At 66.8% G+C, this 21,909-nt stretch carries 23 protein-coding genes and 1 pseudogene; 14 read left to right on the top strand and 10 right to left on the bottom strand.

Going from position 1 to position 21,909, the window contains the following annotated elements:
- Nucleotides 1-27: 27 nt before the first annotated feature.
- Both ACWEO2_RS14190 and greA read left to right on the top strand, forming a co-directional pair.
- On the top strand, nt 28-477 hold the full coding sequence (locus ACWEO2_RS14190) for a DUF4307 domain-containing protein (protein ID WP_452405667.1): 450 nt from the start codon (nt 28-30) through the stop codon (nt 475-477).
- 297 nt (nt 478-774) lie between these two features.
- Nucleotides 775-1,269 carry a transcription elongation factor GreA gene (gene greA / locus ACWEO2_RS14185; RefSeq protein ID WP_040695247.1) on the top strand — a complete coding sequence of 165 codons (495 nt, stop codon included), beginning with the start codon at nt 775-777 and terminating at the stop codon, nt 1,267-1,269.
- Between the two features lie 104 nt (nt 1,270-1,373).
- Here the strand turns inward: greA and ACWEO2_RS14180 are convergent, their stop codons facing one another.
- Nucleotides 1,374-2,519, bottom strand: coding sequence for a cystathionine gamma-synthase (locus ACWEO2_RS14180; protein ID WP_452405666.1), 1,146 nt, complete (start codon nt 2,517-2,519; stop codon nt 1,374-1,376).
- Between the two features lie 99 nt (nt 2,520-2,618).
- Between ACWEO2_RS14180 and ACWEO2_RS14175 the strand changes: the two genes are divergently transcribed.
- Nucleotides 2,619-3,794, top strand: a complete 1,176-nt coding sequence (locus ACWEO2_RS14175) for an acyl-CoA dehydrogenase family protein (protein ID WP_452405665.1) — start codon at nt 2,619-2,621, stop codon at nt 3,792-3,794.
- Between the two features lie 684 nt (nt 3,795-4,478).
- The gene (locus tag ACWEO2_RS14170) at nt 4,479-4,952 is read left to right on the top strand and encodes a DUF4254 domain-containing protein (protein WP_355176741.1); all 474 of its coding nucleotides are present in this window, start codon (nt 4,479-4,481) and stop codon (nt 4,950-4,952) included.
- Nucleotides 4,953-5,033: 81 nt separating this feature from the next.
- On the opposite strand, the pseudogene ACWEO2_RS14165 reads toward ACWEO2_RS14170, so the two are convergent.
- Nucleotides 5,034-5,324: pseudogene (locus ACWEO2_RS14165) on the bottom strand (ATP-binding protein); the annotation flags it as partial.
- Nucleotides 5,325-5,394: 70 nt separating this feature from the next.
- Nucleotides 5,395-6,768, bottom strand: a complete 1,374-nt coding sequence (locus tag ACWEO2_RS14160) for a cystathionine beta-synthase (RefSeq protein WP_452405664.1) — start codon at nt 6,766-6,768, stop codon at nt 5,395-5,397.
- Nucleotides 6,769-7,212: 444 nt separating this feature from the next.
- Between ACWEO2_RS14160 and ACWEO2_RS14155 the strand changes: the two genes are divergently transcribed.
- The 3 genes from ACWEO2_RS14155 (at nt 7,213) to ACWEO2_RS14145 (ending at nt 10,049) form a co-directional block, all read left to right on the top strand.
- A complete protein-coding gene (locus tag ACWEO2_RS14155; protein WP_452405663.1) occupies nt 7,213-7,671 on the top strand; it encodes a hypothetical protein in 459 nt (152 codons plus the stop codon).
- A 209-nt stretch (nt 7,672-7,880) separates the two neighbouring features.
- Nucleotides 7,881-8,804 carry an SGNH/GDSL hydrolase family protein gene (locus ACWEO2_RS14150; RefSeq protein WP_452405662.1) on the top strand — a complete coding sequence of 308 codons (924 nt, stop codon included), beginning with the start codon at nt 7,881-7,883 and terminating at the stop codon, nt 8,802-8,804.
- A 24-nt stretch (nt 8,805-8,828) separates the two neighbouring features.
- Nucleotides 8,829-10,049, top strand: coding sequence for an acetyl-CoA C-acetyltransferase (locus ACWEO2_RS14145; protein ID WP_354951516.1), 1,221 nt, complete (start codon nt 8,829-8,831; stop codon nt 10,047-10,049).
- 355 nt (nt 10,050-10,404) lie between these two features.
- Here ACWEO2_RS14145 and ACWEO2_RS14140 read toward each other — a convergent pair whose 3' ends face one another.
- Entirely contained in the window at nt 10,405-11,262 is an 858-nt protein-coding gene (locus ACWEO2_RS14140) for a Bax inhibitor-1/YccA family protein (RefSeq protein WP_452405661.1), read from the bottom strand.
- Between the two features lie 192 nt (nt 11,263-11,454).
- Complete coding sequence (locus tag ACWEO2_RS14135) at nt 11,455-12,603, bottom strand: methyltransferase (RefSeq protein WP_452405660.1); 1,149 nt, start codon at nt 12,601-12,603, stop codon at nt 11,455-11,457.
- 127 nt (nt 12,604-12,730) lie between these two features.
- Here ACWEO2_RS14135 and ACWEO2_RS14130 point away from each other — a divergent pair, with 127 nt between their 5' ends.
- The 4 genes from ACWEO2_RS14130 to ACWEO2_RS14115 all read left to right on the top strand — a co-directional run bounded on the left by ACWEO2_RS14130 (nt 12,731) and on the right by ACWEO2_RS14115 (nt 15,323).
- A complete protein-coding gene (locus ACWEO2_RS14130) occupies nt 12,731-13,306 on the top strand; it encodes an AMIN-like domain-containing (lipo)protein (protein WP_452405659.1) in 576 nt (191 codons plus the stop codon).
- A gap of 63 nt (nt 13,307-13,369) precedes the next feature.
- Nucleotides 13,370-13,777: a DUF6153 family protein gene (locus ACWEO2_RS14125; protein WP_452405658.1), complete on the top strand. Its 408-nt coding sequence runs from the start codon at nt 13,370-13,372 to the stop codon at nt 13,775-13,777.
- Between the two features lie 82 nt (nt 13,778-13,859).
- Entirely contained in the window at nt 13,860-14,561 is a 702-nt protein-coding gene (locus ACWEO2_RS14120) for a DUF305 domain-containing protein (RefSeq protein ID WP_452405657.1), read from the top strand.
- Nucleotides 14,562-14,780: 219 nt separating this feature from the next.
- The gene (locus tag ACWEO2_RS14115) at nt 14,781-15,323 is read left to right on the top strand and encodes a hypothetical protein (protein ID WP_452405656.1); all 543 of its coding nucleotides are present in this window, start codon (nt 14,781-14,783) and stop codon (nt 15,321-15,323) included.
- Nucleotides 15,324-15,332: 9 nt separating this feature from the next.
- Here ACWEO2_RS14115 and ACWEO2_RS14110 read toward each other — a convergent pair whose 3' ends face one another.
- The 3 genes from ACWEO2_RS14110 to ACWEO2_RS14100 all read right to left on the bottom strand — a co-directional run bounded on the left by ACWEO2_RS14110 (nt 15,333) and on the right by ACWEO2_RS14100 (nt 17,375).
- On the bottom strand, nt 15,333-15,659 hold the full coding sequence (locus tag ACWEO2_RS14110; protein WP_452405655.1) for a hypothetical protein: 327 nt from the start codon (nt 15,657-15,659) through the stop codon (nt 15,333-15,335).
- Nucleotides 15,660-15,752: 93 nt separating this feature from the next.
- Complete coding sequence (locus ACWEO2_RS14105; RefSeq protein ID WP_452405701.1) at nt 15,753-16,373, bottom strand: aromatic-ring hydroxylase C-terminal domain-containing protein; 621 nt, start codon at nt 16,371-16,373, stop codon at nt 15,753-15,755.
- Between the two features lie 51 nt (nt 16,374-16,424).
- Nucleotides 16,425-17,375 carry a GlxA family transcriptional regulator gene (locus ACWEO2_RS14100; RefSeq protein WP_452405654.1) on the bottom strand — a complete coding sequence of 317 codons (951 nt, stop codon included), beginning with the start codon at nt 17,373-17,375 and terminating at the stop codon, nt 16,425-16,427.
- A 100-nt stretch (nt 17,376-17,475) separates the two neighbouring features.
- Here ACWEO2_RS14100 and ACWEO2_RS14095 point away from each other — a divergent pair, with 100 nt between their 5' ends.
- Nucleotides 17,476-17,880, top strand: coding sequence for a hypothetical protein (locus ACWEO2_RS14095; protein WP_452405653.1), 405 nt, complete (start codon nt 17,476-17,478; stop codon nt 17,878-17,880).
- 10 nt (nt 17,881-17,890) lie between these two features.
- Nucleotides 17,891-18,355, top strand: coding sequence for a hypothetical protein (locus tag ACWEO2_RS14090; protein ID WP_452405652.1), 465 nt, complete (start codon nt 17,891-17,893; stop codon nt 18,353-18,355).
- Between the two features lie 15 nt (nt 18,356-18,370).
- Here ACWEO2_RS14090 and ACWEO2_RS14085 read toward each other — a convergent pair whose 3' ends face one another.
- Nucleotides 18,371-19,393: a medium chain dehydrogenase/reductase family protein gene (locus tag ACWEO2_RS14085; protein WP_452405651.1), complete on the bottom strand. Its 1,023-nt coding sequence runs from the start codon at nt 19,391-19,393 to the stop codon at nt 18,371-18,373.
- A gap of 95 nt (nt 19,394-19,488) precedes the next feature.
- Complete coding sequence (locus ACWEO2_RS14080) at nt 19,489-20,061, bottom strand: TetR/AcrR family transcriptional regulator (RefSeq protein WP_354951493.1); 573 nt, start codon at nt 20,059-20,061, stop codon at nt 19,489-19,491.
- A 75-nt stretch (nt 20,062-20,136) separates the two neighbouring features.
- On the opposite strand from ACWEO2_RS14080, the gene ACWEO2_RS14075 reads away from it, so the two are divergent.
- Nucleotides 20,137-21,900 carry a hypothetical protein gene (locus ACWEO2_RS14075; protein WP_452405650.1) on the top strand — a complete coding sequence of 588 codons (1,764 nt, stop codon included), beginning with the start codon at nt 20,137-20,139 and terminating at the stop codon, nt 21,898-21,900.
- The last annotated feature ends 9 nt before the right edge of the window (nt 21,901-21,909 follow it).

The raw sequence follows: 21,909 nt of genomic DNA, 5'->3' as shown, positions 1-21,909 counted from the left end.
CGACGTACCCCCCGGGAGCGATACACCATGAGTGATACGCCCGGTGCCGCCGCTTCGGCGCCCGCCGACCGACGTGCCGACCGGTACGGTACGACGCCACGCCCGAGGCGCCGCTGGATTCCTTTCGCACTCGGCGCGGTCGTACTCGCCGCGGGTCTCGTGGTCGCATATATCGGTTTCCAGAAGTACGGCCCGACCGATATCGACGCCGAACAGCTCGGCTACACCGTCGTCGACGATTCCACGATCTCGGTGCACCTCAAGGTCACCCGCAAGGATCCGCAGCGGCCGGTGGTGTGTTTCGTGCGCGCGATGGCCAGGGACGGATCCGAGTTGGGCCGCCGCGAGGTGCTGATCGAGCCATCCGGCAGCGGCACCATCGAGCTGACGACCACCGTGCGCGCCGCCGAGCGGCCGGTCTCGAGCAGCATTTACGGCTGCAGCGATGACGTCCCGAAGTACCTTCGGGCGGGCTGATCCCGGGCGGTACCCCAGCACGGCGTCCACAAAACGAACGCCGACCTGCATGTTTGCGATTCATGCTAAAATGGCGTGATACACGGTTCCGGGGCACGGAGCCGTGTTTGCTGCATTGGCGGCCAGCGCTGTCAGTTCCGGGTGTGTGAGTTCGCCGGACCTGAGGCCTGTCGGGGTTCGATGAACTTCCCCAGGATGGCACTAGCCGTCGGCTGGTGCGTGCCCGCCCCCTGTGGGCACTGCAGCGGATCAGGGAGCCCGGTCTCGGCCGGGAACAACTACTAGGGAGTGATCGAGATGACTGAGACGCAAGTGACTTGGCTGACCCCGGAGTCGCACGACAGGCTCAAGGGTGAACTCGACGCGCTCATCGCTAATCGTCCGGTCATCGCTGCTGAGATCAACGAGCGCCGCGAAGAGGGCGACCTCAAGGAAAACGGCGGATACCACGCCGCGCGCGAGGAGCAGGGTCAGCAGGAGGCGCGCATCCGGCAGCTGCAGGAGTTGCTGAACAACGCCAAGGTCGGCGTTGCGCCCACCAAGTCCGGCGTCGCACTGCCGGGTTCGGTCGTCAAGGTCTATTACGACGGCGACGAGTCCGACACCGAGACCTTCCTGATCGCGACCCGCGAAGAGGGCCTCAACGATTCCAAGCTCGAGACCTACTCGCCGAATTCGCCGCTCGGCGGCGCGCTCATCGACGCGAAGGTCGGTGACACCCGTGAGTACACGCTGCCCAATGGCAAGACCATGAAGGTGACGCTGGTCAGCGCGGAGCCCTACCACAGCTGATCTGGGGTCGGGACCGGCTCGGCCGGAGCATCCCGACACCGGTCCCGAAACGAACGGCCGCATCCGGGAGATCCGGATGCGGCCGCCGTTCGGGATATGCATGCCTAGCTCGCGAGCGCCTGTTCGATATCGGCCAGCAGGTCGCTGACGTCCTCGATGCCGACCGAGAGCCGCACCAGATCGTCCGGCACCTCGAGCTGCGAGCCAGCGGTGGAGGCGTGTGTCATCGCGGCCGGGTGTTCGATCAGCGATTCCACACCGCCGAGCGATTCGGCGAGGGTGAAGATCTTGGTGCGCGAGCAGAACTCGTGTGCCGCGTCCTTGCCGCCGTTGAGCCGGACCGAGATCATGCCGCCGAAGCGCTTCATCTGCTTATCGGCGATGAAGTGGCCGGGATGTTCGGCCAGGCCGGGGTAGATGACCTGTGAAATCGCCGGATGCCTTGTCAGGAATTCGGCGATGGTCTCGGCATTGTCGCAGTGCCGATCCATCCGCACCGCGAGGGTTTTGGTGCCACGCAGGGTGAGGAAGGCGTCGAACGGACCGGGCACCGCGCCCGCGCCGTTCTGCAGGAAGGCGAATGCCGCGTCGAGCTCCGGATCATTGGTGATCAGCGCGCCGCCGACGACATCGGAGTGCCCGCCCAGATACTTGGTGGTCGAATGGGTGACGATATCGGCACCGAGCAGCAGCGGCTGCTGCAAATACGGCGTGGCAAAGGTGTTGTCCACCACCAGTTTCGCGCCCGCGGTGTGCGCGATATCGGCGAGCGCCGGGATATCGCCGATGCTCAGCAGCGGGTTGGTCGGGGTCTCGATCCAGATCAGCTTGGTATTCGGCCGGATCGCGGCGCGCATTTCGTCGACGTTGAACACATGGGCGGGCGAATGTTCGATGCCCCACTGGCTGAAGACCTTATCGATCAGCCGGAAGGTGCCACCGTAGGCGTCATCCGGGATGACGATGTGGTCGCCGGGACGCAGCGTCGCCCGCAGCGCACAGTCGGTGGCGGCCATACCGGAGGCGAATGCCCGTCCATAGCGGCCCGATTCGAGCGCGGCAAGGTTCGCTTCCAGCGCGGTCCTGGTCGGGTTGCCGGTGCGGCCGTATTCGTAGCCGTCGCGCAGCCCGCCCACCCCGTCCTGGGCGAACGTCGAACTCGCGTAGATGGGCACGTTCACCGCACCGGTCCGGGCTTCGGGGTCGTATCCGGCGTGCACGGCTCTGGTGGAGAATCCCAGCTCACTCATGGGGTCAGCCTAGCGTCGGGCGATCGGCGGGTTATCGGCCGGATCAGCGTTGTGCACCGATCCGGGGTTTCGGCGCGGGTGCGGCGGTAGGTTGAGCTCATGCTCAGCGTTGATGAACTGTTCGCGATCGATGCCCTGTTGACCGAGGACGAGCGCGAGATCCGCGATACCGTCCGCACGTTCGCCAACCAGCGGTTGCGACCGCATATCGCGGACTGGTTCGAGGCGGGAACGTTCCCGGCCCGCGAGATTGCGCCGGAACTCGGCAATATCGGGTTGCTCGGCATGCACTTGGAGGGCTACGGCTGCGCTGGCCTTTCGGCGACCGCCTACGGTCTGGCCTGCCAGGAGCTCGAGGCGGTCGATTCGGGCGTGCGCAGCATGGTCTCGGTGCAGGGCTCGCTCGCCATGACCGCGATCCACAAATACGGCTCCGAAGAGCAGAAAGAGCGCTGGCTGCCCGATATGGCGGCGGGGCGCGCACTCGGCTGTTTCGGCCTGACCGAACCGGACTTCGGCTCCAATCCGGGCGGCATGCGGACCAGGGCCAAGCGCGACGGCACCGACTGGGTGCTCAATGGCTCGAAGATGTGGATCACCAATGGCTCGGTGGCCGATATCGCAGTGGTGTGGGCACAGACCGAGGATGAGGGCAAACAGGTGGTGCGCGGATTCCTGGTACCCGCGGGCACGCCGGGATTCACCGCCCGCGAAATGCATCACAAACTCTCATTGCGCGCCTCGGTGACCGCGGAACTGGACCTCGACGACGTGCGCCTGCCCGGGGACGCGGTCCTCCCGCAATCCCGCGGACTGAGCTCCCCCCTCGGCTGCCTGAGCGAGGCCCGTTTCGGCATCATCTTCGGCGCACTAGGCGCCGCCCGCGACTGCCTGGCCGCAACCATCGAATACGCGCGAACCAGAGAAGTCTTCGACAAACCCCTGGCCGCCTACCAACTCACCCAGGCCAAGCTCGCCGATATGGCCCTCGAATACGGCAAGGGCCAACTACTCGCACTACAGATCAGCAGACTCAAGGACACCGGCAAGGTCCTCCCCGAACAGATCAGCGCAGGCAAACTGAACAGCACAAGGGAAGCCATCGCCATCGCCCGCGAATGCCGCACCATCCTAGGCGCCAACGGCATCACCCTCGACTACCCAGTCCTCCGCCACGCCAACAACCTAGAATCCGTCCTCACCTACGAAGGCACCGCCGAAGTCCACCAACTAGTCCTAGGCAAATCCCTCACCAACTCCAACGCCTTCCGCTAAACCGACGAGAATGCGCTGATGTAGGGAGCTCTCGGCGTTTGCCTGCATCAGCGCATGGTGATCATTTGTCCACATCTTGGGGGCGTCGGCGGTTGCCGGGGCAGGCACCCTCGAGCGCGACGCGTGGCCGTGTCGAGGCCGCCGGGCTGCGACGCAGTTGCTGCGGGCGACGGTGGACAGTCCGTGGGTGCATACCGTCGATCCCGAAAAATATTCGGCCACTGTGGATCCGATCCGGAAGCTCGATCCATCCGGACTCTTCAGCGCACATCTTCCTCCGCGATCGGTATGAACGACCGGATGTTCGAGACGATCTCGGCCGCGGCCGCCTTCGTCGGACCGGATCAGCGGGCGCTGACATCCATGCTGGCGGCATTCGAGCCTTGTGCCAGCGAATCATGCTGGGGAACCGGCGAATTCGGCGTATTCCGGACTGGTCGGCACATTTCACAGCGCCGCTCGCACCAAGTTGAGAACATTGTTACTACCTGTCATCGCTGTGCCATCTTCATGTCACCGATTCGCCAAGGCGGATAGCGAAGCTGTAACGGCACTCGGTTTCGGGAAGGCCTCACAGCATCGGAGCCGTACAGCGTCCCGGATCAACGCGGCGAATCCGAGTGCACCGACCGCTTATTCGGAGGTGCACCATGTTCATGCCGTCGTCAGATCTGGGGGCCCATAATGTTCGTCCGTGACCGCGCGCCGATCATCGAGGGCGCGAAAATGCTTCCGGACCAACGAGAATTGATCGGCGCATTCGGCGGGCATCCGCCCGAACCGGGTTCGGAACATCCGCTTGTTCCGCTGGCGCGCGTGCTCGCGGATCTGCACAGGAAGCGGCACGACGATCCACTCGCCACCGCCGGAATCGATTGCCGCCGAGCCGAACTCGTCTCGGCTATCGACACCTGGGTGATCACCCGGGTGCCGCAGCGGCGATCGACAGCACATATCCGGGCCGAATCCATTGGCGCGACATTGGATCGGATGGCCGCCGCCTACACCCACGCCAGCCATCTGCTGCACACCGCCGAAAAGGTCTCCGACGATCGCGTACACGCCGCCTGGTACCGCCTCGCACTGCTCGCCGACCAGTGGAGCGACCTCATCATCGGTGCCGCACAAGACAATTCGCGCACGCGTCGATCCGCATAGCAACCGAGTACCGGCGACAGTCGCCGCTGGACATCGAGAGCAGGTGCAGGCTCTGGTGGCCGCACCCTCGGCCCGGTTGACCGCCTCGGCCCGCCCGTCGTGCAGTGCGACGATCGAGCGCACCAGCGCGAGCCCGAGTCCGTGGCCCTGTCCGTGGCCACGCGCGAAGCGTCGGAAGACGTGCGGCAATACGGCGGGATCGAATCCGAGCCCGTCATCCCATACCCTCGGCCGTGGCTGGCAAGGCGTTGATGGCCCCGGGTGTTGATGCCGGGTACAGACCCTGACAGCACCGGATCTACGAACAACGCCGAGCCGAACAGTGCCACGGCAACGGCCGAAAACGCGCTCGCCGACCTGTGCCCGGCCAATGCCACGGATCCGTCACGTCGACGACCGACGGGCGACTCAGTGGCGACCGAGCCAGGTGGATTCAGCTGGATCAGGTGCTGAGGAACCCGAGCAGATCGTGCCGGGTGATCACGCCGACCGGCTTGCCGTCCTCGACCACCATCAACGCGTCGGTATCCGACAGTGCCTTGGTCGCGGCCGAAATGGGTTCGCCCGAACCGATCAGCGGGAACGACGGACTCATATGCTGGGCCACCGAATCCGTCAGATGCGCACGGCCTTCGAAGACCGCGGAGAGCAGATCGCGCTCGGTGACACTGCCCGCGACCTCACCCGCCATGACCGGCGGTTCGGCGCCGACGACCGGCATCTGCGAAACTCCGTATTCGCGCAGGATCTCGATCGCATCGCGCAGGGTCTCCGACGGATGGGTGTGCACCAGATCGGGCAGCGCGCCCGACTTGCCGCGCAGCACATCACCGACCAGCGGTTCCGCGGTGCCGTCCAGACGGTCGCGCAGGAAGCCGTAGGAACTCATCCACTGGTCGTTGAAGATCTTGGACAGATAGCCGCGGCCGCCGTCGGGCAGCAATACGACCACCAGCGCATCGGGATCGCGGCGCGCGACCTCGATGGCCGCGACCACCGCCATTCCGCAGGAGCCGCCGACCAGCAGACCCTCCTCGCGCGCGAGGCGGCGGGTCATATCGAAGGAGTCGGCGTCGGAGACGGCGATGATCTCGTCGGGCACGGCCGGGTCGTAGGCCGAGGGCCAGAAGTCCTCGCCGACGCCCTCGACCAGATACGGCCGACCGGTGCCACCGGAGTACACCGAACCCTCCGGATCCGCGCCGATGATCTTCACCTTGCCGCCGGACACCTCCTTCAGATACCGGCCGGTGCCGGTGATGGTGCCGCCGGTGCCGACGCCCGCGACGAAGTGGGTGACCTTGCCGTCGGTATCGCGCCAGACCTCCGGGCCGGTGGTCTCGTAGTGGCTGTCCGGGCCGCCCGGATTGGAGTACTGGTCCGGCTTCCACGCACCGGAGATCTCGCGGACCAGCCGATCGGAGACGCTGTAGTAGCTGTCCGGGTGGTCCGGCGGCACCGCGGTCGGGCACACCACCACCTCGGCGCCGTAGGCGCGCAGCACATTGCGCTTATCCTCGCTGACCTTGTCCGGGCAGACGAATACGCACTTGTAGCCGCGCTGCTGCGCGACCAGCGCGAGCCCGACACCGGTATTACCCGAGGTCGGCTCGACAATGGTGCCGCCGGGCCGCAGGGCACCGGAGGCCTCGGCCGCCTCGATCATCTTCACCGCGATGCGGTCCTTGGCGCTGCCGCCCGGATTCAGATATTCGATCTTGGCCGCGACGATGCCAGCGTTGGGCCCCACCACCGAGTTCAACCGAACCAGCGGCGTATTGCCGATGAGGTCAACGACATGATCAGCGATGCGCATGCCCCCTATCGTTGCAGAAGGACTTCCAGGGCGTTCGCGATGGTCCCGGAGGCGGATGCGCAGCGTACGGCGCGTCGGGCACCGCGAATATCACAAATCCGACTCCGCGGTCTGCACAACGGACCCGCAGACAGCAGCACAGCGAAACCGCGCAGGGCACCACGACCGGTCCCGCAGCCCGCACAACGGGGCCCGCAGGTGCGGCGTATCCGCCGCAGAGCACCGTCACAGGTCAGCCCCGACGGCGGTCGAGAAAGCAGCACAACGAACGTCACACAGATCCCTCTCACGGCGTTCGCAACAGGCACGCTGGCGGACGCACAGCACAACACGCAGTGCACCGCGGATGTCGCGGATCCGACACTGTGAGTTCGCGCACGTCGCCTCGGACGGTTTTGCGTGACAAATGCACCTGAGGCCGATCACTTGCCTAGGATCGCGACCATGAGGCAGCCGAACATTGCTCGCGCCGCAACAGTTCTCGCCGGAGCGGCACTCGCCGTGGGAGTTGGCGCGGCGCAAGCCGATGCCGCGACCGTCGAATTCCCGCAGGTGCCAACGCTGGCCCGCGGCGGCGTCTGCTGGACGAGCATCCGCACCTGGGCCGATACCAGTTCGGAGTGGCCGGGCCGGGCCATTCTCAATGTGCGCGCGAATCCGGCGGCGGGTCTGGGCCCCGGCGACTATCCGCTGGCCCCGCTGTGCGAGGTCCGCACCACCGTCACGTGGCGCAATCTGAGCACCGGCGCGACGGGTGTCTACGAGAACAACGTGGTCACCGGTCTCTACGGCAGCATTCAGTACGCGCTGTTCCAGGACACCGGTCCGGGGCGCGTCGAGGTCACCGTCACCACCGACACCGCGAGCGTCCCGGCGCACGGCACCTTCGACGTGCCAGCCTGATCCCGCTGGCCGGGACTTGATCGCCGCGCCGAAGTGGCAGTCCGGCGTGCGGTTGCCCGCCACGCGGCGACGGGCACCGATACGGTGCCGGAGCCACATATCGGATGAGCAGAACGGCGCAGTTCGACCGACCGCAGGCCGCCGATCAACACGTACTATTTCTAGTCGTGGCACCTCGAATCAGTTGGCGGACAGCCGCGGTGACGGGTATGGCTACCGTGCTGGCCGGATCCAGTGCGGGCACCGCGTCCTGGGCCGCGTATCGACTTCTCATGGCGCAGGCGGGAGCAGCGCGCGGTCTGATCGGGCGCGATACCAGCAAACCGCCCGAGGCCGACGGTATCTATTCGGCCGGATGCGACGTCCCTGAGCCGTGGCGTCCCGGTCGGCCGGTCGACGTCCACCTGATGGTCTTCGGCGACTCCACGGCCGCGGGCGTGGGCTGCGTCACCGCCGAAGAGGTACCGGGCGTGCGCATCGCCCGCGGGCTGGCCGAGGCCACCGGCATGCGGATCCGGTTGAGCACCAAGGCGATCTCCGGTGCGACTTCGAAGGGGCTGGCCGGACAGGTCGACGCCATGTTCGTCGCGGGGCCGCCGCCGGATGCCGCGGTCATCTTCATCGGCGCGAACGACATCACCAAGAAGCATTCGATATCCGCATCGGCGCGCAGGTTGGGCGTGGCCGTCGCGCGGCTGCATGCGGCCGGAAGCGTCGTTGTGGTCGGCACCTGTCCGGATCTGGGCACCGTCGGCGCCATTCCGCAGCCGCTGCGCACCATCGTGCACAACTGGAGCGTCCGGCTGGCCAAGGCACAGTTCGCGGTCACCCACACCGCGGGCGGCAGCCCAGTGCCGATGGGCGATCTCGGGCCGGAATTCCTCACCGCGCCGGACCGGCTCTTCGCCGACGACGGCTTCCATCCTTCTGCCGACGGCTACGCATTGGCCGCCGCGCATCTGTTGCCGATCCTGGTGACGGCACTCGCACAGCGGCGCTCGGAATCACCTCAGGCCTGCTCTGCCGAACGTCGCGGCATCACCGCCCGGCTGCGCCGACTCGTCGAATCACCGGGGTGGCGGATGTCCCGCTCAGCGGATTCGGTACACATAGAGGTGCCAGTACAAAACTGAGCAGCGAGTACATAAGGAGCCCTCATGCCTGAGGCAGTTATCGTTTCGACCGCCCGCTCCCCCATCGGCCGGGCAGCCAAGGGTTCGCTGGTCGATATGCGGCCCGACGATCTGACCACCCAGATCGTGCGCGCGGCGCTCGACAAGGTGCCGGCTCTGGATCCGGCCCAGATCGACGACTTGATCCTCGGCTGCGGCTCCCCCGGCGGCGAGCAGGGCTTCAATATCGCCCGCATCGTCGCGGTGCAGCTGGGCTACGACTTCGTGCCCGGCACCACGGTGCACCGCTACTGCGCCTCGTCGCTGCAGTCCACCCGGATGGCCTTCCACGCCATCAAGGCGGGCGAGGGCGATGTGTTCATCTCCGCCGGCGTGGAGACGGTGTCCCGCTACAAGAACGGCTCCGCCGACAGCTGGCCGAACACCAAGAACTCGCTGTTCGCCGAGGCCGAGGCCCGCACCGCGAAGACCGCCGAGGGCGGCGCCGGCATCTGGCACGACCCGCGCGAGGACGGCCTGATCCCGGACGCCTACATCGCCATGGGCCAGACCGCCGAGAATGTCGCGTCGTTCACCGGCATCACCCGCGAGGAGCAGGACCGCTGGGGCGTGCGCTCGCAGAACCGCGCGGAGGAGGCCATCAAGGCGGGCTTCTTCGAGCGCGAGATCACCCCGATCACGCTGCCCAACGGCACCGTGATCTCGAAGGACGACGGCCCGCGCGCCGGAGTCACCTACGAGGCGGTGAGCCAGCTGAAGCCGGTGTTCCGTCCGGACGGCACCGTCACCGCCGGTAACTGCTGCCCGCTCAACGACGGTGCGGCCGCGCTGGTCATCATGAGTGACACCAAGGCCAAGGAACTCGGCCTCACCCCGCTGGCGCGCATCGTGTCCACCGGCGTCTCCGGTCTGTCCCCCGAGATCATGGGCCTGGGCCCGATCGAGGCGGTCAAGCGGGCGCTCGCGCTGGCGGGCAAGTCCGTCGATGATATCGACCTGTTCGAGATCAACGAGGCCTTCGCGGTGCAGGTGCTCGGCTCGGCGCGCGCGCTGAAGATCGACGAGGACAAGCTGAACGTCTCCGGCGGCGCGATCGCGCTCGGCCACCCGTTCGGTATGACCGGCGCCCGCATCACCACCACGCTGCTCAACAACCTGCAGACCTACGACAAGCAGTTCGGTGTGGAGACCATGTGCGTCGGCGGCGGCCAGGGCATGGCGATGGTCATCGAGCGCCTGAGCTGATCGGGTAACTCGCCAAATCGCTTCAACGGCTCCCCATCTCGATGGAGATGGGGAGCCGTTGGCGTATCAGGGCTGCTCGCCGTGGTATCGATCGGCCCGGAGAATCCGCGTCCGCTCGCGGATGTCACAGTGCGCACCCGGGTTTCGACTTCTCAGCGAACACGCCAGGATTCCCTGCCCGCTGCTGTAGATGGTTCCAGTCATCGCGACGGGGCTCGGGATCGCCGCCTGATCCACACAAGCTCCCCCGATCAGCGAGAACGGCCCCAGTGGCCTGGAATACCAAGGCAACTGGGGCCGTATCGTCAGCGCCGGACCCGGGTGGCCGGATCAGTCGCGTTATTGAAGTACCGGATCAGTCGTTGTTGAAGTAGCTGAGCAGGTTCAGGATTTCGGTGTAGAGCCAGACCAGGGTGACGGTCAGGCCGAGGGCCACACCCCAGGCGGCCTTCTCCGGAGCCTGGGCGCGGATCAGCTGGTCGGCGGCGTCGAAGTCGAGCAGGAAGTTGAACGCGGCGACCGCGATGACGACCAGGCTGAAGACAATGGCGAGCGGGCCGCCGTCACGCAGGCCGAGGCCGCCGTCGATGAAGAAGCTGGCGATCGCATTGCCGAGGATGAGCACCAGGATGCCGAACATCGCGCCGACGACCATGCGTGTCAAGCGCGGGGTGACCCGGATCGCGCCGGTTTTGTAGACCACCAGCATGCCTGCGAAGACACCGAAGGTGCCCAGCACGGCCTGCGCGATCATCGCGCTGCCACCGACGCCGCCGAATTCGATATTGGTGAACATGAACGACAGCGCGCCGACGAACAGACCCTCGAAGACCGCGTACGACAGCACGACGACCGGGTTGTCCATCTTCCTTGCGAAGGTCGCGACCAGCACCAGCACCAAACCGATCAGACCGCCGCCGATGACGAACAGCGGGGCCAGCGCGGTATTGGCATTGGTGAGGCCGTAGGACACGATCGCCGACAGCGCGACCACACCGAGGGTGATAGCAGTCTTGGTGACCACATCGTCGATGGTCATGGCCCGGGTGGTCGGGGCCTGCTGGTACGGCTGCTGATACTGGGGGTACTGCGGGTATTGGCCGTACTGCTGGCCCATCTGGCCCGCGCCCGTCACCCCTGACCCGAAGTTGGCATAGCCACCGCCCTCTTGCCGAGGAAGTTGACGGAATACCGGATTGCTAGTGGTGCGCACCGTGAATGCCTTTCTGGAGTCGTGGTCCACGTCGCCGTGGCCGATCGCCAGCGCCTACTTGCCGGTCGCTCGAAGATCGGTCCCGAGCCGTGTCTATCGAGCCGGTCGCTCGATATCCAACTAGGTTGTCCAACGTGTGTCGGCCTGCTCGAGTTCCCGAGCAACCCTTCGGTACGGACAAATCGGACTCTACTATCGCTGGACGTCACGCAGTCCACGCACGGATCGCGTGACCGTGAATTTCCGATTGCGGCCGATCACCTCGGTCTGGCCCACCATGCGCTGGACCACACCGCGATAGTTCAAATGTGAGTTGTACACCGTCCACAGCTCACCGCCGGGCCGCAATACCCGGCCGGTCTCGGCGAACATCTTGATCGCCGATCCGGTGTGCACGGCCGCGCCGACGTGGAACGGCGGATTGCAGAGCACCAGATCGGCGCTATTGTCCGCGGCCGCGGACATGGCATCGTCGCGCACCACCGTCACCCGATCGGCAACCCGATTGACCTCGGCGGTCGCCCGCGCCGAGGCCACCGCGGCCGCCGACTGATCGGTGCCGATGACGCGGATGCCGGGCCGCGCCTTGGCCAGTGCGACGGCCAGAATGCCGGTGCCGCAACCGAGATCGATGGCATCGCGGGCATCGGGTTTCATCCACTTGAGGTGCTGCAACAGGAACCGGGTTCCGATATCCAATTTGGCGCCGGAGAACGCGGCGCCGTGCGCGACCACATCGATATCGATATCGTCGATCCGCTCGCGCACCGGAAATGGCGGCGCGGCAACGGGTTTCGGACCACTCACCAATAGCGTGCGGGACTTCTGCCGCCCCCGGCTCGCACGCACGTGCGAGAACGATTCGGCCAGTGTGTCGTTCATGGATTTGGTCAGGTATTTATCGCGCCCGCCCGCGACGACGACCACCCCGGGGTCCGCGTAGCGGGCGATGGCATCGGCGACCTCGGCCAGTCCGGCGAGCATGCGCGGCAGGCGCAGCAGGACGACCTCGGCATCGGCGAGCAACTCTTCGGAAAGCGCGTGTGCGGTATAGCGATCCGTGAGGCCGAGCGCGCGGGCGTTGTTGGCCAGCGCGAGTTCGCCGGTGAGCAGATCCTGATGGACCCGGACAGCGCTCAGGTCGTGCCCGGCGATCGCGCCGAGGGTGAGCGCACCGTAGGCGTCGCCGATGACGGTGATCCGGCCGCTGCCAGCGGCATCGATGGCGTCCGCGGCCACGTCGAGAATCAGCCGGTCGGCGGCATCGACGGCATAGAGGTTGCGCGCCTCCACATCCGGATACCGCCGCAATCGGCCAAGTACATCCTCGACATCTTCCACACCTCAAGTGTGCTAGATCGTTGCCGATACATCGCGTCCGACCCGGCATATCAGCGACACCCCGGTGGCTACACCGGGTTGTGGCAAATCCCGGGCAGCACAGGCGAGGGCCAATACCATCAGCCACATGCGTAACAGGATGGTGCTGATGGCCGCCGCCGCGGCAATGGTGCTCGTCGGCTGCGGCGACGGTGGATCCGGCCCGAACACCACCACCGCGCCGACCACGACCGGCACATTCACCGACGCGCCGGAGAGCGCACCGCGCGATGCCCTGCCCAAGCGCGGTGCCCCGTCCAATGGCGCGGGCGTGACCGTGTCCGACCTGCGGATCGGACATCATCCCGGATTCGACCGCGTGGTCTACGAATTCGGCGGCGGTGGCACACCCGGCTGGATCGTGCAGTACACCGAGCAGGCCATCCAGGACGGCAGCGGCAAGGTCATCGATGTCGCGGGCCGTTCGATTCTGGAGGTCCAGATCACGGGTTCGGCCTATCCGTTCGACAGCGGTGTGACGCCGTACTCCGGTCCCGATCCGGCCACCGACCCCAGCGCGCCCGCGATCGCGGGCGTCTACCGGACCACCGTCTTCGAGGGCACCACCCAATCGTTCATCGGGGTGAACGCCGATCGCCCGAACTTCGCGGTCAGCACGCTGACGAATCCCACCCGGCTGGTGATCGATATCGCGACCGCATAGCCGGTGTCGATACGGCCAGGGGGTATCAACGATCGCCCGTCCGGGCCGCTCTAGAATGACGGCGTGGTCGAACAGCACCTGTCTCCGCGCGCCACCGGACTCGTCCGGGCGCTCGGTGTGCTGGTGCTGCTCGCGGGGATCGTGGCCATGCACGCCGGGGTTTTCACCGTCGCCACGCCCGCCGACCACCACCACGGCACGATGACAATGGCGATGCCTGCCGAGCACGACGCGACCACCGGATCGGACTGCACCGACGACGGTTGCGGCAACGCACACGGCGGCATGCACGCGTGCGTCTTCATCCTGACGGCCGTGGCACTGGCTCTGATGCTCGTCCTGCTCTACTGGATCACCCTCGATCGCCCGGGTGGCGGTGTGTCGAAACCGCGCCAGTGGCGGCCGATGCGCGAACGCGCACCACCGTGGACCGTGCTGTCCCTGGCCGAATTGTCGATTCTGCGGATCTGACAGGCCCACCGCGCCCGCAACCACGGTCGCGGCTGCTGCCTTGTCCGAAACCGTTTATTCGCCATTCCTCAGGAGCACAGACATGTTCATCACCCGAAACCGAATCACCCTCGCCATTGCCGTAACCAGCACCGCCGCAGCGCTTTTCGCCGCGGGCTGTAGCAATAGCGAATCGCCGAACGCGGACCACGGCTCGTCGTCGAGCCAGGCCAGCTCTGGAACGCCCGCCGCCCGAACCGATTTCAATGACGCCGACGTGACCTTCTTGCAGATGATGTACCCGCATCACGCACAGGCGGTCGAGATGGCGCGGCTGGTCCCGAGCCGCACCCAGAACGAGCAGGTGCGCGCGCTCGCCGCGAATATCGAGAAGGCACAGTCCCCCGAAATGGAGCAGATCACCAAGTTGCTCGAGAGCTTCGGCAAGCCCGCGCCGAGCAGCACCGGACACGGCGGACACGGCATGGAGATGCCCGGTATGACCAGCACCATGCAAATGCCCGGCATGACCAGCATGCCCGGTATGACCACCATGCCCAGCGCCTCGGCAATGCCGGGCATCATGTCGAACGAGCAGATGAACGCGCTGGCGGCGGCATCGGGGGCCGACTTCGACCGGCAGTGGATGGAACTGATGATCGAGCACCACAACGGCGCGATCACCATGGCGAACACCGAACTCGCCAACGGCGTCAACCCGGATGCGAAGGCACTCGCCACCGCGATCGTCGCGGCCCAGCAGGCCGAAATCGACACCATGCGCGGCCTGCTCGGCCAGCGCTGATCCAGCGCAACCGGAGCACACCGGGACCGGCACGTCCCGGTGTGCTCCGGTGCCGATCCTCCACTCTGACCTGCGTCATCGTGTGCGCTGGATATCAGTTGGTCATCGATCTGGCCGCGCTCGGCTGACGTCGGCGGGCACGAACAAGTACGGTCGTTACGTCCGGCCTCCTTCGCGCCTCCAGCGGCCGGGTGTTCGGAGGAGAGAGGGGAAACCGACATGCGACGTCTAGAACGTGCGGGCCTCGTCGCCGCCGCGGCCGCGACCGCAGCGGGTGTCCTGACCATCGGCGCATGCTCGAAGCAGATCACCGGCAGCGCGCAGGTCGACCAGACCGAACTCGCCGCATACACCTCCGAGGTCACGGCGTCGTCGGTGGCCGCATCCTCCTCGCGCGCGGCAGCGGCCGAACGGGCGACCGGAACCGCGTGCGACACCTTCGCCACCGCGAACAGCAGCTCGATCAGCACCTTCAACGACTACATCGATGCGAGCAATAGCAAGGGCATCAACGACCCGGAGACCAATTCCAAGGCCAATGACGCCGTCACCGCGCTGCGCAATAACGCGCGCACCATCGATGCGAAGGTGACCTCCGAGGTGCCATTGGCCGTCGCGACTCCGCTGCGCAGCTACCGCGACGACACCAACGCACTCGCCGACACCCTCGATCGGCACGCGCCGACCGATACCCTCAATGCCGCGATCGATAAGTTCAACGCCACCAAGAACATTGCCGAGGATGCCTGTAAAGGCCACTGACACAGGCGATCAGGCGCCCGGCGGGATGGTCGGCTGCGACGGCGGTGTCCGCGTCCCGCGGTGCGGGCGGTGGCCGCGACGCTCGAACAATACGAGCGCCACGCCGCTGAGCGATGCGGCGATTGCGACGAGCGCGAAAGTGAATGCCGCGCCGGGGTATCCGACCGCCGCGATCACCGCGGCGGCGATTGCGACGAGTCCGCCGATGATCAGCAGGACGAATCCGGGCCAATTTCTAGCGTCCGCCAACGTAATTCCCGGCTGCGGCTCGGGCGCGCGGGCGATATCCGGCGCGTCGTCGAGCGGGGGAATTTCCCACGGCCCTTCCGCTGTCATGGTGGTACCTCACATTTCGATCTCAGGCTGGGTGCTCGGTGCCTGACATGTCTGAGATTTCCCCCACGCGCCGATCCGAAACAGCCAGGTGGGCTAGCCCCCAGTGCGGGCGAGGATGCGCGTGAGCACTCGGCCGAGCGCATCGGCCGGATCCGGCGGCGTGGTCGGCGCGCGCCAGGCGATCATCTGATCGGGTCGCACGAGGAGAGCGCCCTGCTCGGGAATTCCGACCTGCCGCAACCAGTCCGGCGTATCGATCACCGTCGCGCGCAGAGGTATGAGTAGACGGTCGGCAACCTCGCGTGCGGCACGCAGCCACGTCGCACCGTCCGGACCGACCAACAGCGTGAAATGGGATGCCACGAGGTCGAGGGTGGAGACTCGGGTGCCGTCGCGCTCCACCCAGGCGTGCGGAAGCCTGGATCCCGGTGTGCCGTCGAGCACGAGTTCGATGTTCTCGGTCGATGGCAGCGCGGGCTCCGGTGCGATTACCGCCGCCGAATCGTATCGATAGCCCATATGCACGACGGGAGCATTGATGATGCCGAGTACCGCGCGCTCGGCGGCGGCGGCCGGGCTGGAATCCCAGTGCAGCCCTGGGGCCTTCAATCGAAGCAGCGCCTGCGCCATGGTGGTGGTCGCGACCGGACGCCGCTCGGCGTCATAGCTGTCGAGCAGCGCCGGACCGGCATGCCCGGCCAGCACCGCGGCCAGTTTCCAGGGTGGCGGTCCGGTTGGAACCGTCAGTTTCGCGAGCCGAGCCGGTCAGCGGGCGAGGCTCTGGAAGGCGGTGCGGTAGGCGTGCGGATTGGTGCCGACGACTCGTTTGAAGCGGTCGCGAAAGGCGGTGGGGGAACCGAATCCGACCTGGGTGGCGATGCGATCGACCGGATGGTTGGTGGCTTCGAGCAGGTATTGGGCCTGACGGATGCGGGCTCGGTGCAGCCACTGCAGCGGGGTGGTGCCGGTCTGTTCGCGGAAGCGGCGGTTGAGGGTCCGTTGGCTCATACCGGCCTGGGCCGCAACATCTTCCAGCGTGAGGGACTTCGCCGCATTCTCCTCCAGCCAGCGCAGTAGCGGTTCCATCGACGCGCCCTGCGGCGTCGGCGGCTGGTCGTGCACGATGAACTGCGCCTGTCCCCCTTCACGTTCCAGCGGCATCACCGCGAGGCGAGCGGCATCGGCGGCCACTGCCGAACCGTGATCGCGGCGAATCATGTGCAGGCACAGGTCGATTCCGGCGGCGGCACCCGCGGAGGTGAGGAACTGGCCGTTATCGACGTAGAGCACATCGGGGTCGACATCGATCGCGGGGTAGCGGGCGGCGAGCGTCGGGGCGGCCACCCAGTGTGTGGTGGCGCGCAACCCGTCGAGCAGTCCGGTAGCGGCGAGGATGAAGGCACCGACACAGATCGAGGCGATGCGGGTGCCATTCGCCGCGGCCGCGCGCAGGGCCGCGACGACATCGGCGGGGACCGGCGCGGCGGGATCCGCGCAGCCGGGCAGGATGACCGTATCGGCCTCGGCCAATGCCTCGAGTCCCCAGCGGGCCCGGATGGTGAACAGTTCGGTCTCGACGGTCGGTGTGACGGCGCAGACGCGCACCCGGTAGGCCGGGCGGCCATCGGGCAGCCGACAGCGGGTGAAGGATTCGATCGGCGTGGAGAGGTCGAAGGGCAGGACCTGGTCCAACGCGAGGACGGCCACGGTGTGCATGCCGATACCGTAGGCGGTCACCGGATTCCCGCCAAATGCGCTGACCTCGCAGATTACCCATAATTGCAGTTCAACCGGCTTGGCGAGAATCTGTTGACATATGGCAATTTCGCCAGTTCCCGTGCCGCTCCCCGATCACTACCGTCGGCAGCACCGACATGAGAAGGAGCTGATTCGGGTGCTCGCCCAGTTCGTACTGTTCGACGGATTCGACCCACTGGATGTCATCGCACCGTTCGCGGTGCTCGATGCCGGACGTCTGGTGTCCGACGGCGGGGTGACCGTCGAATCGGTCTCCGCCGAGGGTGCACGCCGGGTGCCCAGCGGCATCCCCGCCATTTCGCTCGATGCCGCAGCCCGACTCGATCCGGACCGCGCGGACCTGATCGTCGTCCCCGGCGCGGTCGGCACAATGCCCAAAGGACCGAAGGACCAATGGCCGGACACCAAGCGCCGCGGCACCGTCTGGCGCAACGCGGGCCGCACTCCCGCCGTCGCCCGGTGAGCCGCGGCACGTGACGAAACTTCTACTCTCCCTGCATGTCCTGGCCGCCATTATCGCCATCGGCCCGGTGACGGTGGCCGCCAGCATGTTCCCCGCCGCCGCACGCCGGGCATTCGCCACCCCGGCCGACCAACACCACCTGGTCGCCGCCCGCACCCTGCATCGCATCTGCCGCGTCTATGCCGCCATCGGCCTCGCCGTCCCGGTCTTCGGTCTGGCCACCGCGGCGAGTCTCGGTGTCCTGACCGATACTTGGCTGACCATCTCCATTGCTCTGACCGGGGCGGCCGCCGGAATCCTCGCCCTGGCAATCCTGCCCGATCAAACCCGCATCCTCGCCGCGCTTTCCGGCACCGCATCCCAGCCCGTCCCCAGCACCGCCCAGCTGGCCATGTTCACCGGCATCTTCAATCTCCTCTGGACCGTCGTCACGGTGCTGATGATCGTCCGCCCCGGCTCAACGACCGGGGCGTGAGCCGGGGCAACAGCGTCAGGGGACGAGGACGACCTTGCCGGTGACGGTTCCGGATTCGGCGAGTTCCATTGCGCGGGCGGCTTCGGACAGCGGGATGCGAGCGGCCACCTGCGCCCGCAGGATTCCGGCCGCGGCCAGGTCGAATACCGCGCTGAGATCCGCGGCGATCTCGGTGCGGAACCGCGCGCGGTTGCGCTTTCCCGCCCAGATGTTGAAGAAGTGCGCATTCCGCTTGTTGGGCAACAGATTCCACCAGATCAGGCGGCCCACCAGGGCGAGTACCGGGAGACGCGAGTTGCCGGGATCGTCCTTGGTGGCCGCGGTGCCATAGGAGACCAGCGTGCCGTGCGGCGCGAGCAGGCCGAACGAATCGACGATGCCCGGACCACCGACGTGATCGAAGACCGCGTCGACCCCGCCCGGCGCCAGCGCACGAACCTGCGCCACCACGTCACCGCGGTAGTCGATGGCCTCGGCACCCAGTGCGGTAACGGCTTCGGCGTGCCGGGTGGATGCCGTGCCGAGCACCCGGATTCCGGCGTGACGCGCGAGCTGGACCAGCGTCGAGCCGACGCCGCCATTGGCACCGTGCACGAGAATCGTTGCGCCGCTGCGTACCTTGGCAATGCGATGCAGCATCTGCCATGCGGTGATGCCGTTCACGACGAAGGTTTCGGCTTCCGCGGCATCGAGTCCGTCGGAAACCGGGACCAGGTCGGCGGCGTCGAGGACGATATGGCTGGCCCAGCCGCCGACCTTGGTCAGTGCGGCGACACGGCGGCCGAGCAGCGTCGAATCGACATTCGACCCGATTGCGGTCACCGTGCCGACCAGGTCGTAGCCGGGGACGAACGGGAACGGCGGCTGGTCGTAGTACTTCGCGCGGCGCATCTGCTGTTCGGCGAAGGAGATACCGGTCGCCTCGACGGCCACCATGGCTTGGCCATCGGCCGGTGCGGGCAGTTCGCGGTGGGTGATCTGCAGACCCGACGGTTCGACGGGGCCGGGCAGCAGGATCTGGGTCGCCAGGGTGTTCATTTTCGGTGTCCTCTCGGTTGATTTTCATCGAGTGAGTGACTGGACAGTCACTCGGTGGTCAAAAAGAGTGCCCCACGAAGGGGCAACAAGTTTCTTCAGTGCTTCGGATCGACGTGACGGATACCGGCGCTCAGCATTCGCGCCCAATCGCTTTCGATACTGTCCAATCCGAGCGTCGTGATCAGATGGCAGAGTTGGCCGTAGGCTATGAAGCGCTGCACCGCGTCATCGGCCGCCCCGGATCGCGTCTTCGCGAAGGTCGTCACCCGCTCGAGCCCACGCCGCACCGCCTCGGCGACCTCCGGGATATCGGACGCCGATTGCGCGTGCACCTGCAGCATCAACAGGTTTCGGTCGGTGATCAGTTCCGCATACGCCGCGCCCATCTCGTACAGGATCGCATCGGGGGCCGCGCCGTCCACCCGCGCAGCGCCCGCCGACAGCGCCCGCTCCACCAGTTCGTAGCACCGATCCAGCGCCGCCACGAACAGCGCGACCTTGCCTGGAAACAGCTTGAACACGTAGGCGGGCGAGATATCCGCCCGCGCCGCAACGGTATTGATCGGCGTGCCGTGATATCCAGCCTGTGCGAATTCGGCGATCGCGGCATCGACCACCGCATCCCGCCGGATCTCCGAAGTAGAAAGTACGACACCGCGCCTGCTCATGTGAGTGACTATACACTCACTCATCCGCCCGCTGTCAACCCCCAGATTGTCGGACCCCGCCTCTACGGTGTGCCCATGGCGGATACCGACCGCGCGGTCAGACATGGGCAGCTGCTCAGCAGTCTGCTGCGTGCGGATGCGCGTCCGTCCGAGATCCGTTGGCAGCTGGTGGAACTCACGCGGATGCGGGCCAGCGTCGCGGAATGCGCCGGGCGGGTGGAGTTCTACTCGCGGATGTTGACCGAGGGGCGGTCCACCGCCGCCGCGCATGCGCAGAATGTGCTCGCCGAATTGCACAACGAGGGCGCGCTCGCCAGCGCGGATGTCGTATCGCTGTCCCGAGCGGTGCTCGCGCGACCGGAGAAGAAGCTGGTACGGGCACAGTTGAGCTGGCTGGATCGGACAGTTCGGGGTGAGCCCGGGTGCGCCTCGGCGGCCGTGCGGGTGCTGACGGAAGCCATCGAGACGACCGCGGATATCGGGCTGCGTGAGCGGATGGCGCGGATCATCACCCGGCAACTGCGGGTCGCGGACGAGCGGACGCGGGAAGAGTTGGCGGACGCGGCGCGAGCGTGGGAGATCGAGGAGCGGTTCACGCTGCCACCGCGGGCTCCGCTCGCTCGATTCACGGTGGCGAGCACGGTCGTGGAGACGGTGGAGCTGTACCGCCGGGTGACAGCACGACCGCACGACGACTGGTCACTGGACGAGCGCTTCCTCGACGCCGTCATCCGGTTCAGCTACCGGGATCGCAACGGGTTGTCGACGGCTCTCGGGCGCCTCATCGACCACGAAGTGCCTGCGGCGCAACAGGATCCATCGTGGTGGCAGCGACAACAACAGCGTCGGTGGTGCGATAGGCAACCGTGGTCGATGCGCACCCTGGCCGCGATTGCCATCGGCGCGCTGCGATATCCGCCGCGCGGCCCCACCCGCTCCACACCGCTGACCGACCGCATGGCCGAATGGGGCACCCTGGTGCTGGAAGGTGCTGTGCTGCCGCCGTTCGCACTGGCCACGCCCTCCTTTGACAATGGCGGGATCGATGCCGCCGAACTCGTCGAGCGGCTGCGCGAATACGCCGAGTTGGGCCTGCGACCAGGCCCGGTCGACTTCGCCCAGGCATTGGTGCGGGTTGCGCCGACAGCGCGCCCCGAGGTGCTACTGATGGCCGATGCACTTCGGCCGCCCGAGGGAGCACGCCTGGCCGCCTGGTTGCGCAGTGATCATTCCGATGCGGAGACCGACGCGTTTCCGAAGTACCTGAGCGCGGCATTGCGGGGCCCGCCTCCGAATGAGCGCGGGCACTCCAGCCCGCTATCCGAATATCAGCTCCCCATCCCGGAGGTCCAAGCGGCGTGGATGTCATGGGTGGACCGAGATCGGTTGTCGCGCATCGTGAATCTGCCGGGCACGAAGGGGCCGCGGGTGCATCGGGCGGTAATGGCCGCACTCGTCAGCGAGGATGCCCGCGACCGAACCGCGGGCGTCGACGCACTGGCTGTGCTGGCAACCGCCAACGAACTGCGGCCGGATCTGCTGGCGCGGGCACTGCCCGTGCGCGCCCAGACCGGGCGCCTCGCGAGTTCGCTGCGTGACACCCGTCGCGCGTTGGGCGCGCACCGCACCTGGCCGTTGCTCGCGGCCATCCTGCCTGTGCTGTTCGCCAGCAATCCGACGCCCGGCCTGCCCGATGTGGTTGCGGTGGCGGCCGATTGCGCACGTAAATCGGGCGCTCGCGGTGACCTGCCCGGACTCGATGCGGTGCTGCGGCGCGGCGATGCCAGCCGATTGGCCGCGGCGGCCCGCGCACTGTCGGTCGCCCTGTCGAGCAACTGACCGCGGCTT

This window comes from Nocardia sp. NPDC004278, assembly GCF_053602975.1.
This window is presented reverse-complemented; position numbering and strand designations above follow the sequence as displayed.

Bases quoted from the DNA above. Each gene is read 5' to 3' on its own strand.
- ACWEO2_RS14190 (WP_452405667.1), top strand. From the start codon at position 28: ATGAGTGATACGCCCGGTGCCGCCGCTTCGGCGCCCGCCGACCGACGT.
- greA (WP_040695247.1), top strand. From the start codon at position 775: ATGACTGAGACGCAAGTGACTTGGCTGACCCCGGAGTCGCACGACAGG.
- ACWEO2_RS14180 (WP_452405666.1), bottom strand. From the start codon at position 2,519: ATGAGTGAGCTGGGATTCTCCACCAGAGCCGTGCACGCCGGATACGAC.
- ACWEO2_RS14175 (WP_452405665.1), top strand. From the start codon at position 2,619: ATGCTCAGCGTTGATGAACTGTTCGCGATCGATGCCCTGTTGACCGAG.
- ACWEO2_RS14170 (WP_355176741.1), top strand. From the start codon at position 4,479: ATGTTCGTCCGTGACCGCGCGCCGATCATCGAGGGCGCGAAAATGCTT.
- ACWEO2_RS14160 (WP_452405664.1), bottom strand. From the start codon at position 6,768: ATGCGCATCGCTGATCATGTCGTTGACCTCATCGGCAATACGCCGCTG.
- ACWEO2_RS14155 (WP_452405663.1), top strand. From the start codon at position 7,213: ATGAGGCAGCCGAACATTGCTCGCGCCGCAACAGTTCTCGCCGGAGCG.
- ACWEO2_RS14150 (WP_452405662.1), top strand. From the start codon at position 7,881: ATGGCTACCGTGCTGGCCGGATCCAGTGCGGGCACCGCGTCCTGGGCC.
- ACWEO2_RS14145 (WP_354951516.1), top strand. From the start codon at position 8,829: ATGCCTGAGGCAGTTATCGTTTCGACCGCCCGCTCCCCCATCGGCCGG.
- ACWEO2_RS14130 (WP_452405659.1), top strand. From the start codon at position 12,731: ATGCGTAACAGGATGGTGCTGATGGCCGCCGCCGCGGCAATGGTGCTC.
- ACWEO2_RS14120 (WP_452405657.1), top strand. From the start codon at position 13,860: ATGTTCATCACCCGAAACCGAATCACCCTCGCCATTGCCGTAACCAGC.
- ACWEO2_RS14115 (WP_452405656.1), top strand. From the start codon at position 14,781: ATGCGACGTCTAGAACGTGCGGGCCTCGTCGCCGCCGCGGCCGCGACC.
- ACWEO2_RS14110 (WP_452405655.1), bottom strand. From the start codon at position 15,659: ATGACAGCGGAAGGGCCGTGGGAAATTCCCCCGCTCGACGACGCGCCG.
- ACWEO2_RS14100 (WP_452405654.1), bottom strand. From the start codon at position 17,375: ATGCACACCGTGGCCGTCCTCGCGTTGGACCAGGTCCTGCCCTTCGAC.
- ACWEO2_RS14095 (WP_452405653.1), top strand. From the start codon at position 17,476: ATGGCAATTTCGCCAGTTCCCGTGCCGCTCCCCGATCACTACCGTCGG.
- ACWEO2_RS14085 (WP_452405651.1), bottom strand. From the start codon at position 19,393: ATGAACACCCTGGCGACCCAGATCCTGCTGCCCGGCCCCGTCGAACCG.
- ACWEO2_RS14080 (WP_354951493.1), bottom strand. From the start codon at position 20,061: ATGAGCAGGCGCGGTGTCGTACTTTCTACTTCGGAGATCCGGCGGGAT.
- ACWEO2_RS14075 (WP_452405650.1), top strand. From the start codon at position 20,137: ATGGCGGATACCGACCGCGCGGTCAGACATGGGCAGCTGCTCAGCAGT.